General features: G+C 34.5%; 11 protein-coding genes. 2 read left to right on the top strand and 9 right to left on the bottom strand.

Going from position 1 to position 13,997, the window contains the following annotated elements; genetic code table 11:
* Nucleotides 1–91: 91 nt before the first annotated feature.
* From ACQ76T_RS24365 to ACQ76T_RS24350, 4 genes are all read right to left on the bottom strand, one after another.
* The gene (locus ACQ76T_RS24365) at nucleotides 92–826 is read right to left on the bottom strand and encodes an SIMPL domain-containing protein (RefSeq protein WP_431345787.1); all 735 of its coding nucleotides are present in this window, start codon (nucleotides 824–826) and stop codon (nucleotides 92–94) included.
* Nucleotides 827–920: 94 nt separating this feature from the next.
* Nucleotides 921–1,733 carry a carboxypeptidase-like regulatory domain-containing protein gene (locus ACQ76T_RS24360; protein WP_431345786.1) on the bottom strand — a complete coding sequence of 271 codons (813 nt, stop codon included), beginning with the start codon at nucleotides 1,731–1,733 and terminating at the stop codon, nucleotides 921–923.
* Between the two features lie 8 nt (nucleotides 1,734–1,741).
* Nucleotides 1,742–2,566 carry a hypothetical protein gene (locus tag ACQ76T_RS24355; protein ID WP_431345785.1) on the bottom strand — a complete coding sequence of 275 codons (825 nt, stop codon included), beginning with the start codon at nucleotides 2,564–2,566 and terminating at the stop codon, nucleotides 1,742–1,744.
* Nucleotides 2,567–2,572: 6 nt separating this feature from the next.
* Entirely contained in the window at nucleotides 2,573–3,319 is a 747-nt protein-coding gene (locus tag ACQ76T_RS24350; protein ID WP_431345784.1) for a hypothetical protein, read from the bottom strand.
* Between the two features lie 158 nt (nucleotides 3,320–3,477).
* On the opposite strand from ACQ76T_RS24350, the gene ACQ76T_RS24345 reads away from it, so the two are divergent.
* The gene (locus ACQ76T_RS24345) at nucleotides 3,478–6,660 is read left to right on the top strand and encodes a UvrD-helicase domain-containing protein (protein WP_431345783.1); all 3,183 of its coding nucleotides are present in this window, start codon (nucleotides 3,478–3,480) and stop codon (nucleotides 6,658–6,660) included.
* Nucleotides 6,661–6,770: 110 nt separating this feature from the next.
* On the top strand, nucleotides 6,771–7,001 hold the full coding sequence (locus ACQ76T_RS24340) for a hypothetical protein (RefSeq protein WP_431345782.1): 231 nt from the start codon (nucleotides 6,771–6,773) through the stop codon (nucleotides 6,999–7,001).
* A gap of 155 nt (nucleotides 7,002–7,156) precedes the next feature.
* On the opposite strand, the gene ACQ76T_RS24335 is transcribed toward ACQ76T_RS24340, so the two are convergent.
* The 5 genes from ACQ76T_RS24335 to ACQ76T_RS24315 all read right to left on the bottom strand — a co-directional run bounded on the left by ACQ76T_RS24335 (nucleotide 7,157) and on the right by ACQ76T_RS24315 (nucleotide 13,554).
* Nucleotides 7,157–7,666: a ferritin gene (locus ACQ76T_RS24335; RefSeq protein ID WP_047098215.1), complete on the bottom strand. Its 510-nt coding sequence runs from the start codon at nucleotides 7,664–7,666 to the stop codon at nucleotides 7,157–7,159.
* A gap of 127 nt (nucleotides 7,667–7,793) precedes the next feature.
* Nucleotides 7,794–8,240 carry a hypothetical protein gene (locus ACQ76T_RS24330; RefSeq protein WP_431345781.1) on the bottom strand — a complete coding sequence of 149 codons (447 nt, stop codon included), beginning with the start codon at nucleotides 8,238–8,240 and terminating at the stop codon, nucleotides 7,794–7,796.
* A gap of 178 nt (nucleotides 8,241–8,418) precedes the next feature.
* Nucleotides 8,419–9,444: a hypothetical protein gene (locus ACQ76T_RS24325; RefSeq protein ID WP_431345780.1), complete on the bottom strand. Its 1,026-nt coding sequence runs from the start codon at nucleotides 9,442–9,444 to the stop codon at nucleotides 8,419–8,421.
* Nucleotides 9,445–9,583: 139 nt separating this feature from the next.
* Entirely contained in the window at nucleotides 9,584–12,235 is a 2,652-nt protein-coding gene (locus tag ACQ76T_RS24320) for a 4-alpha-glucanotransferase (RefSeq protein WP_431345779.1), read from the bottom strand.
* 152 nt (nucleotides 12,236–12,387) lie between these two features.
* The gene (locus ACQ76T_RS24315) at nucleotides 12,388–13,554 is read right to left on the bottom strand and encodes a T9SS type A sorting domain-containing protein (RefSeq protein WP_431345778.1); all 1,167 of its coding nucleotides are present in this window, start codon (nucleotides 13,552–13,554) and stop codon (nucleotides 12,388–12,390) included.
* Nucleotides 13,555–13,997 lie beyond the last annotated feature (443 nt).

The raw sequence follows: 13,997 nt of genomic DNA, 5'->3' as shown, positions 1-13,997 counted from the left end.
CGCCGGAAATTAATAATTCCGGCGTTATTTTTTTTATTTATTTTGATCAAACAATATTAAGATGATTTTCCTGTCTCACTCTTAATATTGATCAATTCACTTCATATTCCAGTTTTATGGTAATACTGGCTTCTTTTTCTTTTGAAGAAGTATTAAAAGTTCCGCCATAGGAATAATCTTCATTGGAATTCGGTGCAGTAATCTGAATGACTCCCATGGTTGCTTTTTTAAGATTTCCCAAGCTGCTTCCTGAATTTTCGGCAATCTTTTCGGCGCGTTCTTTAGCATCTTTTGTTGCTCCAGCAATCATTTCCTGTTTTACAGTGGCCAGTTTGGTATAAAAATAAGCAGGTGATGAAGACGTGAATTCAATACCCCGGTTGATAATTTCGGTGATATTTCTGGAGAGATTTTCAATTTTAGCAACCTCTTTACTTTCAATAGAAACTTTCTGAGTGAGGTTATACCCGGAGAACTCACCCTGTACATAATTTCCGTTCGCATCGTTATAACTTCGGAACTGCTTCTGAATATCTACAGAGGAAAATACGATTTCATTTTGCTTTATTCCTTTTGAAAGCAGATAATCGTTGATCACTTTTCTGTCCAGTGCCAGCTCATCATAGGCTGATTTCAGATCCATATTATTTTTGGAAAAACTACCGGACCATGTAATAAGATCTGAGGTAAACTGTTTAGTCCCAAGACCGGTAACGGAAATGGTATTTTCAGATTTGTTTCTGTTTTTGATGGCATTTCCAAGAAAGCCGAGGCCAAGGACAAACCCCAGGGCTCCTACTGCTACCGCAATAATGTTTTTGTTCATAAAATTTGTGAATAGAGGTTGGTTATATTTTACATTATATCAATTTCTATTCCATAATTTTAAGAATTCTTTAACATTATTGAATCATGATTTTTTATGACTTTGTATTCTTTAATCTTTCCAGAAAAAGGGGAATTGTTTCTTCCATTCTCAGCATTACTCCAGAGAGATTTTTGGCTTTTACATACGTTCGCACCTGTGGTTTTGTGAGGAATGAAAATTCTATGAACTCTGAAATTCTTTCGGCTGGAATTCCTGCTTTGGTAAAATATTCGTTGTCTACTCTATTCCGAACCCAAAGAATATGCTCCTGCAGATCATCATATCTATACTGTCTTTTCTGCCTTCGTGCTTTTCCACTAATCAGGTCATACATTCCCTGCACATTAAGATTTCCCAAAAGAATAGGTAAAAGGACGCTTTTTACTTCTGCGGGCCTTTCCCTCATTTTTCCTACAGGTTCCGGAAGTCCAACTGCATTCTTTACCTGATCTGCTTTATCTACTTTTGCTACAATCCGGGAATCTTTCTCAAGATCACCTGTCAGTTTTTTTACAATCTTTACTTCTCCAACATCTTTAGGAATCTGAAACAAAGTTATTAACAGTTGATAGTTACCCCCATTTCTAAGCACTTTTACTGATGCTCTTTTGAAATCTTCTTTTACAAACCTCAATTCATCATTGGGATTCGCTTCAATGGAAAAGAGTCCTTCGGAGTTTGAGTATACTTTTTTATCAGATGCTATATTAATAATAGTAACGGCACTTAAATTTTCTCCATTGTCATCCACCACTCTGCCACTTACGGTCTGTTGAGAAAACAAAAAAACATTACACAAAAGTCCCAGGAGAATAAGAGCCTTCTTCTCCCAACAGACAGTAATATGTTTAATCTTATTTTTCAATTTTGATTTTAATCTTGCTTATTAAGGGTACCCTCCAGATTATTCAGTTTTTTATACTCTCCAAACGCCACTTTAATTTCAAATTCTACCACATCATCTTTGAAATTTTTACGGTATTTCTTGGCAAGCAGACGGGTTTTATTTGCATATAAAAGGAATTTATCAATCTGTTCATCATCCATTCCGTATTTTTTCAGGAAATCTAAATTCATATCTCTTTTTACTCTACCCAGAAAATCCTGTGTTTCAAAATAATTAGCTTTAGTAATTTTGGGTTGAGTAGCCTTATTAATCAAACCTGAAAATGCTTTCAAAACACCCAGCAAATCCACCTGCCCAGCTTTGAAATCGTGCCCAGTAAACGTCTTTGAAATCGTATTATTAGGCAAAGGTTCATTAAGAGGTGTGTACATATAATCGGCCATATCAGATTTTAAATTCTGCACCTTACTGGATTCATTGAGGTGTTGGCTATCTTTTGCCAAATTCCCTGTGGGATTATATTTTATTTTTACTTCCGGAATTTCAATTTCCATTCTTTTAAGAGAAATAAGAAATGGAGTACTGAGGTCCTCTTTTGTAATTTTCTTACTGAAACGATAATACCCTTCTTTCACAAATCTGATCTCGTCATTTTCTCCTGCTTCAATCTCAAATCTTCCCGTATCATCACTCTGTACTCTTTCATTATTGGAAAGATTTATAACTAACACGGGATTGACATCTGCCCCTACACTCTTTACAATCGTTCCCGAAACTTTTTGTTGTGCAAATATCAGCGAGCCAACAGGTATAAGCACAGCACATAAACTCTGTTTTACATATCTCTCCATGATAACCTATCTTTGAGTTTGCGGCGCACGGTAAGAAGAAATTCGTGTAAGAACAAAACGTTGAAATCTGTTCAGATCTGCATCACTGCAAAATCCATATTTTAATATTTTTTTTCTTTCAAAACCGCCGGCAAAAACATAATAAATAAAATGATCGATTAGTGGTTTTTCTATTTTAAGATCTGTAAAATAATCATCACCAAGACTTTTTCTGATATAACTCATCAAGTCGACATCATCCCATTTATCTTTTGCTTTCCCAATACTGAAGCCCTGCCCTTTAGGTTGTACAAATTCACCAGGTCTTGCGGCCAGAATTCTCGGATCTGATTTCTGCTTAAGATAACTTGCTATATCAGCTTTCAGCTTTTCAACTTTTTTAGGTTTATTATAGGCTTTGCTATCAATTTTCAAATTTCCGGTAAGACCTTGCTTCACTTCCACTTCAGGAATCTGAATGGCCATCCGAACAAGGCTTACATTCATAGGAGCCTGTATATTTTCCAGAGAAACTCTTTTTGTGAGACGTTCGTAGCCTGGTTTTACAAAGCGCAATTCATCGCCTTGTTTTCCTGAAATCATAAAATGTCCGTCTCTGTTTGAAATGACCATTTCGTCTGTCCGGATATTGATCACATTTACATCCTGCATCTCTACTCCATCTTCAGAAGTAATCTTACCAAAGATATAAGTCTGGGCATGCGTATGAATGAAAAAAATGAACGATAAAAAAAAGAATAGTTTAAGTTTCACAGGTTATTTTTTATAAAGCAAAGCTAAAATTATTTTTAAATTTTACCATAAGTTTAACCACAGTTAACGTGTTTTAATATTTCTTTTTATTTTTTTATCCCTTTAACTGTTAAATACACAATCTAAATTGTTAAAATTTCATGTAAATTTTAGCTAACTTGCAGTCTCAATTCTCTTTTTTAGCAATGCAAAATTCTTATACAGTCATCAATGCTTCCGCTGGGTCGGGGAAAACATATGCCTTGGTTCAGAGGCTTCTGATGATCTGTCTCCGTTATCCTAATCAGCAACAGTCGATCAGGAATATTCTCGCACTTACTTTTACCAACAAGGCAGCCAACGAGATGAAGGAGAGAATTCTGTCCTGGCTGGGAAATTTTTCCACGTCTGCGTATGCGGAGAATATGGATCTTAAAAATATTCAGAAAGCTTTTGAAGAACAAGGTTTAAAAATTACAATAGATGAGCTTCATCACCGCTCCAAAAAGCTTCTTGATTATATTCTCCACAATTATTCAACATTGAATATTGGGACTATTGACCGCTTTAATTCCAGGTTGGTAAGAAGTTTTTCCTATGAATTGGGTCTTGCCAAAAATTTCAATCTGGAAATTGAAGCAGAACCTTACCTGATTGAGGCTGTTGATAAAATGTTGGATCAGATTGGTGAAAATGAAAACATTTCTAATTCTTTCATGGATTATGTGGATTATAGTCTTGAAAATAACGAAAGAATCAACCTTAATAAAAACCTTTATGACTCTGCGAAAGAGTTTGTAAAAGATATTCATTACGAACATCTGAAAAACAATAAAAGTTTTGATGATGAAAGTTATGAAAGCATAAAGAATACGCTCCGTAAAGAGATTGTTCAGAATAAAAAGAAGTCTGCCGAACTTTCTGCACAGTCTGTTGAACTGTTTAAATCCAGAAATATTGAGATTGAAGATTTCGCTCAGGGTAAAAATGGAATCGGAGGTTTCTTTACCAAAGTGATCGATTTTTATCAGCAGAAAAGAGCTGGCTTTCCTTTTCCAACCACTCAGGAAGAATCTGTTATCAACAATTACAGAAAAGGGGCTTCTTCAAAATCAAAGCACAAGGAATCTGAGATTTTTGAAATCCTTGATCAGCTCCTCGAAAACAGGATGCAGCTTATTCTGCTGTACATTGAAACACAAAAGAAAGAGAAAATTCTGTCTGCACTTCTTCCTTTAAAGGTAAATAAGGATATCCAGGACGAACTCCAAAAAATTGAGGAGGAAAACGATCTCGTTCTGCTTTCAAAATTCAATATTCTGATCAATGAAAATCTCAAAAATGAACCTTCGGCCTTTATTTATGAAAAAGTAGGGGCACAGTTTCAACATTATTTCTTTGATGAGTTTCAGGATACTTCTGAGCTTCAATGGCAAAATTTTGTCCCGCTGAGAGATCATAGTATTTCTACGGAATATACTTCATTTACATTGGTTGGGGACCCTAAACAGAGTATCTACAGATTCCGTGGTGGAGAAAGTAAACTGATGCTTGATATCATCAATAAAAAGGAATTTTCACCAAAGCAGGCAGATCTTCTTGTTTTAAAGGACAACTGGAGAAGTGCCAGAAATATTGTACAGTTCAACAATGAGCTCTACCGTTATCACTCTGAAAATCTTGAAGAGGAGCATAAAAATATTTTCGGTTCGGATGCGGAACAAAATCCTAAGTCGAAAATAGATGGCCGTGTAAAAGTAAACCTGATTGATAATCTCACCAATGATGAGTTTTATGAAGATACTTCGGAAAGGATGCAGAAAGATATTCAGGAATGTCTGAACAATGGTTTCAAGTTTTCGGATATTACGATTCTTTGTCGTGGAAACTTCGATATTTTCAGTTATTCACAAAAGCTTGGAAATTTAAAGGTAAACTACAGCGGTGAGGAGACAAATATTAAAACCATTTCCGATAAAGGCCTTACGCTGGAGCTGTCTAACACACTCAAGGCTGTCATTGAGTTTTTGCGATGGGAAATCAACCCTAAAAACAAGCCCTGCCTGATCATGATGATGTATCATCTGAATACTTTGGGGAAAATTCATATGGCAGATTTCACTTTGGAGATGAAAGAAATTCTGGATATTGAAAGTCATGAAGATATTCTTCAGTTCCTGCAACAAAGATATTCGCTGCAGCTTAAACAGGATAATTTTCCCAGATTCAATCTCTATAATTTTATTGAGTATTATATCAATGAGTTTTCTGTGGAAAATAAGGAAACGGACTTCCTCCTGAACTTTTTGGAAATGCTATTCAATTTTACACAAAATGCGGGTGCAAGTACGAAAGAGTTTCTGAAATATTGGGATGAAGAGGCTTCTTCCTACACTATTCAGGCTTCGGAAAATATTGATGCGATACAGATCATGACTATTCACAAATCCAAAGGACTGGAGTTTCCTATAGTTTTTATTCCTATGATGAATAAGAACCGGGATAATGAATTTACCAACTGGTTCGAAACCAATGAAAGTAATGCTTTAAAATCGGTCAACATCAATCAGTTCAGTAAAAACCTTGAAGTGTATGACACAGAAATTCAGTCGTTCAATAAAAAAAATTCTTATAAAAATCTGGTTGACAGACTTTGTCTTCAATATGTAGCCACAACAAGACCTGTTGAGCAGCTGTTTTTCTATCTTCAAAAAGCGAACAAGACTTCAAATAATCTGGAACTTCTGGAATTTCTTCAAACAAAAAATACAGAAAATGCGGATGAATTTGATGTGTATGAAGTAGATCCGGCAATGCTGAAAAAACATTCAAAAACAAAAAGTTCTTCTTTCAAGACTCAAAATATTCAGAATCTGAAAAATGTCAACGAAAAGAATACTTCGATCAAAATTGCCACTCCTTCCAAAAATTATCAGGTAAGAAATAAGAAAGTAAGAATCGGGCTCTTTGTTCATGAGCTTTTATCGAAGATCAATACGGAAAAAGATATCAACAGAGTGTTGGAAGGTTATGCACTCGAAGGCCAGATCACCCTGGAAGAGCAAACAACGATACAGACCACTTTACAAAATATTGTAAAAACGTATCAGGAATTCTTTGATGAAAAATGGGAAGTGATCAATGAAAAAGACATTATGATCTCTGAAAAAGGAGAAAGCCATATCTTCCGACCTGACAGAATCCTGAAAGGTGAAGAAGGTTATATAATCATTGATTTTAAAACCGGAGCTCAGAAAAGTAAAGATGAGGCTCAAATTGGAGGTTATAAAAATATTCTGGAAAGGCTAGGTAAAAAGGTTCTGAAAACACAGATTATCTATCTTGATAATTTTAATTCTTAAATAATAAAAAAGTTAATTATATTTAATGTGGTAAAATCAACCAATATTTCAAATGATTTATTATTTTTATTAAGTTCAAATAATAATACACCTATTGATTTTCGCTAAATATGAAAATATACTTAATTTCATTTATTATAAGCTTCTTCATGATGGCAATTTCAGGAGTTGTCATATTTAACATCCTTCAGTGTATAGACCCTCCGGTTACAGAAGAGGGGCATGTCTATATGCCCACGGAAAACTTAGTAAAATCTTTTTTCTCGAGCCTTGCTGTAGCAGCTGTTGTTTTTATTTCAGCAGTTAAAATACAACGTCATCAACAGAAAAAAAAGCATTAATATCCGCTTTTAAATTTTAGATCAACACCTGTCATATTCAAATTACATTCCTCATTATCAAACAATACAGATAAACTAAAAATATAGTTTATTAATTTAAAAAACCGCTATTCCATTTTGGACAGCGGTTTTATATTTTGGAAAGATTTCCTTTTTTAAGCAGTTGTATTCGGAGTAAATACTCTCTGAGATAATTCCTGATCGAAAAGATATAGTGCTGAAGGGTTATCACACACCATTTTAATTTTGGTCACATACTGAGAAGCGCTCGCTTCTTCTTCCACCTGCTCATTGATAAACCACTGCAAGAATGATGTTGTTGCAAAGTCACCTTCTTCATTAGCATTTTTTACAATATTGAAAATACTTTTAGTTACTATCTTCTCATGTGCCAATGCTTTCTCAAAAATATCTGTTGCACTCTCAAACTCATGCGGAGGTTTTGCAATTTCCCCGATAATGATTTCCCCGCCTACATCATTTAAATAATCAAACATTTTATCTGCATGCATCAATTCTTCTTTGCTCTGTACTCTGAAGTAGTTGGCAATTCCATCAAGATCTTTTCCTGAAAACCATGCAGACATTGATAGATAATATTGAGCAGCGTATTGTTCGTGGGCAATCTGTTCGTTAATTAATTTTGCAATTTTTTCGCTAACCATAAGTATTAAATTTATAGTCAAAAGTAGGGAATAAAAGCCCGAAATCAAAAGTTTTACGGAAAATTAATACAAAAAGGATGGAAAAACTTCCATCCTTTTCACATTAAAAAATCAAAATTACTGTCTATTATTTTACATCAGGTGCAGCAGTATTCATCGGCTTTTTCATCATTCTTCTTTCTTTCATGGCTACTTTTCTCTGCTCCATTTTTGCATCTCTGTCGGCCTGCCATTTATCATATTGTTGAGGAGTAAGAATTTTTTTCATGTCAGCATCCATTTGTACTTTTTTAGCCTTCATTTCTTCAATCTTCGCCTGTCTGTCGGCTCTGTTTTGTTCAAACTGCGCTTTCATTTCTCCTTTTCTTTTATCTTGAAGAGCTTTTATCTGAGCCACCTGAGATTGGTTAAGATTAAGGTCTTTCTGCATTTCTGCTAAACGTTCCTGTTGTTTTTGTTCCATTCTCTGTTTCATTTCAGCAGCTCTTGCTTGCCTGTCCTGTGGAGTTGTCTGTTGTGCCATTGCAAAGCTTCCCATTCCGATAAGTGCTATTGCTAAAACTAATTTTTTCATCTCTTAAAATTTTAATTAATTGTTGTTATATCTTTTTGATAATGAAAAAAAACAGAAGTTAAATTGAAATAATCACAAATAATGTTAAATTTTAACAAAAACATATCAATCATAAATAAAAAAAAGGACAGATTATAAAAACCTGTCCTTCACACCACTTAAATATAATATATGAAAATTAATTCTTAACTAAACTGGTCCTAAATCCACCACGGTTGTTTTGGCTAGGAGCAGAACTTTCGGATTTTTGTCTGAATCCGCCTCCATTGTTTCCTCTGAAGCTGCCATTGTTTTCTCTTACCGGAGCACTTTCTCTTCTTACTTCTGCATTGCTTCGGAAACCACCTCCATTATTACCTCGGAATCCTCCGTTATCTCTTGACGGAGCGGGAGTATTTTCGGGTCTTACATCACTGTTTCCACGGAATCCGCTGTTGTTATTTCTGAACCCGCCATTGTTATCTGAGTTCGTTCTGAAACCTCCGGTGTTGTTCCTAACGTTTCCATTATTATCGTTTCTGAAACCTCCAGTATTATTATTTTGATTACGGAAGCTCGAATTATCATTATTTCGGAATCCGTTGTTGGCTCTACTATCTCTTCTGATAATATTAAAAGTAGGATTATCTACTCTACGGAAACTCGATCTGTCTACTCTGTAAATATTGATATTGATATTTCTATATCTTGGCATTACAGTATATCTCGGAACATAATAGGTTCTTCTGTAGTTCTGGAAATAGACAATCGGACTGGAACCTCTGTAGAAATTGTTCTGAAAAACAACAAATACTCTTGGTCCTAAAATTCTTTCTAAGGCATAGAATCTATCATAATACCATCTGTCCGGATTATATTTGTAAAAATTATCCCATGCGGTGAAGCTTGCATACAGATTATTAAGTCTCATAATTTGATCTACCTGCCATCGGCTTAATCTGTTCTGTACAAAGAAGCCATTCCAGTCGATATTGATAATACTGTTTCTATAGTCGTTATAATAGCTTTGGTAATAGTTGCTAGGGTAATAATCCTGAGGATAATTGTAATAATAATCATCAGGGAAATAATTTCTATCATCTTCATCTGAATAATATCCTCCATTCTGAGAATACCCATCATCACCCCAACCATTGTTCGGATACCCCTGAGCAGACATCACTATGCCTAAGCCGAGAGCTAATCCTAAAAATATTTTTTTCATCTCTATAGTTGTTAATTGGTTAATATATAGTAGAATATCTCAATTCTATCTTTTTGATTCAAATAAAAAAAAGAAGTTAAATCCTTAGATTAAACTTCTTTTAAAATATATTTAAGTAATTGATAATCAAATGTTAAATTTACATTCTTCCGCTATCTTTTATCCACGCAGCAATTTTTTCATTGAATGGCTGCTGTTCTTTCAGATCTTCAAGCTTTATATGCATTCTGTAACGCCAGTAATGTGGGAAAACGGCTGGGTTATTAATTCTTTCATTATCTATTTTCTTATTTGAAAGTTCTTGATCCGTTGCCAAAAATTCCTGAATAGGGAAGATAGCCAACATAGCATCATTATATAAATGCTGTTTCATAATAATTTCGGCTAAATGAGGACTTAGGCTTTCGGGAGCTTTTCCATACTGAACCAACTGTTGATTGAAGTATTTCTGTGTTAAAGCAGGATCTTCTTTCCACCATTGTCTCAACGTTGAGCTGTCATGGGAAGAAGCTGTCACTACATTCATATAATTAGCATTTCTCGGATCATAGAACGGAATGTTTTCGGAAGGCATACGCTGAACTTTAAGGGCTATGATAGCCAATTCGTCCATTACAACTGGCACACATGCCGGAACCATTCCTAAATCTTCTCCACAGATGAGCATTTTGGTAGCATTTAAGATAACAGGAAGTTTTTCCATGGCTTTTTCATACCATAAGTGATCCTGCCTTCTAAAGAAGTAGTCGTGATACAGGTCGTAAATACTCTTTTGCTCCCATTCTGTAAGGTATTTATATGATTCTGTATTATAGACATTAAATCTTGGGTGATAAACGGTTTTACCGCCTCTCTCTTCTGTTAAAAACAAAACATTTGCGCAAAGGGAAATCAGTTTCTCTTCAAGAGGACCCCGTGGATTTTTCTTAAAGAAATCTACCAATTTTCTCTGGGTATCAAATTCTGCTTTAAATGAATAAGTACCATCCTGATTATTATCGATAAATTCAAGGGCTTTTCCGCTTTGTTCACCAAAGCTTTCCCATAAGATCTGTTTGTTGATAAACGGTTTACAGTATCTGTTAAAATTAAAAGGGATCTGCAGTGCTTTAAACTCATCTGCAACGATAGGAACCGCGGGATAGAAATATCCTAAAATACCCTGAGTCGCAGAAATCGGCATTCTCCAGATTCTGAAAAAGCCAAGAATATGATCAATTCTCATGGCATCAAAATATTGCTCTAATGCTTTGAATCTGTTTTTCCACCAGCGATAATCATCTTCCTTCATAGCTTCCCAGTTATAGGTTGGGAATTCCCAATTTTGGCCAAGTTCTGTAAACTGATCCGGCGGTGCTCCTGCCTGAAAATTCATGCCAAATAATTCAGGTTCTGTCCAGGCTTCAACAGAATGTCTGTAAATACCAATCGGAAGATCTCCTTTCAAAGAAATTCCTAGTTTGTGGGTATAATCAACAGCATCTTTCAATTGTACGTGGAGCTGATATTGTACCCATGCATGAAGCATTGAAAGATCGTAGTCTTTACTTTTAACTGCAAAAAACTGGGCTATTTTTCCGGCAATATATTTTTTATGAGTCTTCCAAGCGTTAAAGTTAGGTGTATTATATTTATCTCTTAATACACAAAATGCTGTATAAGGTACAAGCCAGTGCTCATTGTCTTTGATAAACTTTTTGAAGTTTTTGTCTTTATAGATTTTATCTTTCTGGGTATTGAAAACAGCATTTAAATACTTCCACTTTCCTGCGATCATTTTTTCATAATCTATCAGATCAAGAGCATTTAAAGCTTCTTTTTCAGCAAGATACTCACTGACTAATTCTTTCGGTAAAGAGAAATCCAGCTTTTCCAATGAAATATACTGAGGATGCAGAGCATATACTGATACTGCTGCATAAGGGTAAGAATCCGTCCAGGAATAATTTGCAGTCGTGTCATTAATCGGAAGGATTTGAATAATTCCAAGGTTAGTTTCTTTAGACCAGTCTGCCAGTTTTTTAATATCTGAAAATTCTCCAACTCCGAATCCTTCCTCACTTCTTAAAGAAAATACAGGGACGGCTACTCCTGCATCATGATACATCTGATAAGCCTTAAATCTGAAATAATGATTGGAAACAATCTGCAGAACATCCGGTAGCGGATTGGCTGCTGTACATCTATTTTCTCCAGTCTCAACATCAATTACCCTCCTTTCTTTAAGATCATAAATACAGTATTTGAACTGAACTGCTTCATTTTCCGGAATTTCAACTGATACTTCCCAAAGACCGAAATCTGTTTGGGATAAATGAATCACTTTTTCGTAGTCCCATTGTCCAAGGGATTCTGTATTTCCGAATAATACGATCTTCCAATCCGCGTTGTAGATGGGTGCTTCAATTTTAAATAAATGGGTATGCTTTTTTAAGATGGGTGCTTTTTCAGAAACGAAATCATGTAGTTTATTGTAAAGAATTTTATTATTCAGATAATTTTCCGGAAAATTCTTGTTATTCCATTCATCGAAAATAACAAACTCCTTATAATTATGGGGAAAGCTAAGATGATGCGAGACAAATTCTTCTCTTAAAACATTTCCTTTTTCATTAACAACACGGTATAAATAAGAGATTGATTTTGAAAAATAATCTACCTCCGCCTTCCATGAACCATTCTCAGCATAAAACATTGTGTGGATATGAACCGCAGCGCCTTCTTCACCAATTACCAGCTCAAGACTCTCTCCGGCTTTTACAATATATCCTACATTAAAGTATAGCTTCATCTATATTTTTTTATAAAAGTACATTTTAATATCGAAAAATAAAACTTATTAAATATCAAATAATCATTAAAAAACCCTTCCAACACACTTGAAAAGGTTTTACTTAATTCAATCATTAAATATTGTATTTATTGAAAATTGAAAGAATCAGATTATCTCGTAACCAAAACTTTTTTATTCAATATAACTTTACCAGAATCATCGGTAATGCTTATAATATATGCACCACCAATAAGTTCTTTTAAGTACACTTTTTGATCAAGAGAACCCTCTTTTACAGATAAATTCTGGCTCAACACATTTTTCCCGGACATATCGAAAACATTGATTTTAATATTTCCTTTTACATTTTTATTATTCACATGGACATTGATAAAATGTTCATCAATTCGGGTTGGATAAATATCAAGATTAGTCAATATATTCCCTGAAGTAGCTTTATCATTAATGAAATATTTACTCGCAAAATCATAGATATGCAAATCTTTTTCACCAGGTAATTCCTTTGCATCGAGAATATCAAAATCCACCTCATACAGAGCGGCACCTTTTGCGCTTCCAATTACCACTTTTCCCTGTGCATTTACAGCGGAACCGTTCACAGAATAGTTATCCGGAATACCAGAAATTTTGCCTACAAATTTTGCTTTTAAATCTTTGGTAGAAACTTTAAAAACATTTCCGGAAGCAGAAAAAATGTATAAATTATTATTGGCATCAACAACCATATCTCCTCCAAACCCTGTCTCAATAGCTGTAAATGAATTTTTACCATTGGAAATATCATCCTTAATAATTCCCAAATCATTCACCACATATTGGCTTCCTTTTTTGCTGATTTCTAACAATTGTGTTCCCGCATTATTTATTGCGTAAATATTTCCATTATATCCCGTAGCCATTCTTGTTATATGGGAATTGATATCACAGGAAGATACTCTTGCAACGTTATTCTCTACCAAAGTAATTTCTTTTGTCTGTGGATTGAATACATAAATGTTAGAAGAAAACATCGGCATATATACAAGATTGTTATTAGATGGATCATATGCGAGTGCCGCTATTGTCATTGCCTGAGAATGATTGTAAGAGGTTTTATCTTCTGACAAAACGGTTCTTCGCTCCTGAGAAAAGACTTTAGCAGAAGATTCTGCTGTAAAGAGTTTATCTCCTGAGATTCCATTAGCAGCATTGATTACACGAAAATCATTAAAGTTTATATTTTGAGTGTCTTTCCCGGCAATGGCAAAAAAATCCTGTTGGGCTTGCGCGTTAACACCTAAGAGTAATAAAAACAGAGGGAATAAATGTTTTTTCATAATATGAATATTTTAGATTCGTAAGCATTTTAGTATTACTAAGTTACATAATTTTCGCGTAAAAAAAATAACAAATCTATACAATTCAAGTTAATTTTATAACAAATTAAAACAAACGATATAATAATGATAATCAATATGAAATAATGTTGGTTAGGTTACAATAATGATAGACGAATTTTCAATGAAACCTTAATGCATCAGTAATGTATTGGTTTTGCCTCCTACGGAGTGAGAGTTTGGTGGAAGATCGATCAGTAATAAGGGTAAAGACAAGGAAGAAGCGGGAAGAAAAAGAACAGATTAGATCATAAACGACACATTCCTTAGTATTGAGATCTTTATAAGCTATAAGTATATAAGAGTGTAAGAGTACGTGAGTATATGGGTATAGAAGTGTTTAGGTATAAGAAAGAGAGGAAGGTAAGGGATTGTATGTATAT

It is taken from the genome of Chryseobacterium sp. JK1, from assembly GCF_050632815.1.
Classification (GTDB): domain Bacteria; phylum Bacteroidota; class Bacteroidia; order Flavobacteriales; family Weeksellaceae; genus Chryseobacterium.
This window is presented reverse-complemented; position numbering and strand designations above follow the sequence as displayed.

Bases quoted from the DNA above. Each gene is read 5' to 3' on its own strand.
- ACQ76T_RS24315 (WP_431345778.1), bottom strand. From the start codon at position 13,554: ATGAAAAAACATTTATTCCCTCTGTTTTTATTACTCTTAGGTGTTAAC.
- ACQ76T_RS24330 (WP_431345781.1), bottom strand. From the start codon at position 8,240: ATGAAAAAATTAGTTTTAGCAATAGCACTTATCGGAATGGGAAGCTTT.
- ACQ76T_RS24340 (WP_431345782.1), top strand. From the start codon at position 6,771: ATGAAAATATACTTAATTTCATTTATTATAAGCTTCTTCATGATGGCA.
- ACQ76T_RS24335 (WP_047098215.1), bottom strand. From the start codon at position 7,666: ATGGTTAGCGAAAAAATTGCAAAATTAATTAACGAACAGATTGCCCAC.
- ACQ76T_RS24365 (WP_431345787.1), bottom strand. From the start codon at position 826: ATGAACAAAAACATTATTGCGGTAGCAGTAGGAGCCCTGGGGTTTGTC.
- ACQ76T_RS24325 (WP_431345780.1), bottom strand. From the start codon at position 9,444: ATGAAAAAAATATTTTTAGGATTAGCTCTCGGCTTAGGCATAGTGATG.
- ACQ76T_RS24355 (WP_431345785.1), bottom strand. From the start codon at position 2,566: ATGGAGAGATATGTAAAACAGAGTTTATGTGCTGTGCTTATACCTGTT.
- ACQ76T_RS24320 (WP_431345779.1), bottom strand. From the start codon at position 12,235: ATGAAGCTATACTTTAATGTAGGATATATTGTAAAAGCCGGAGAGAGT.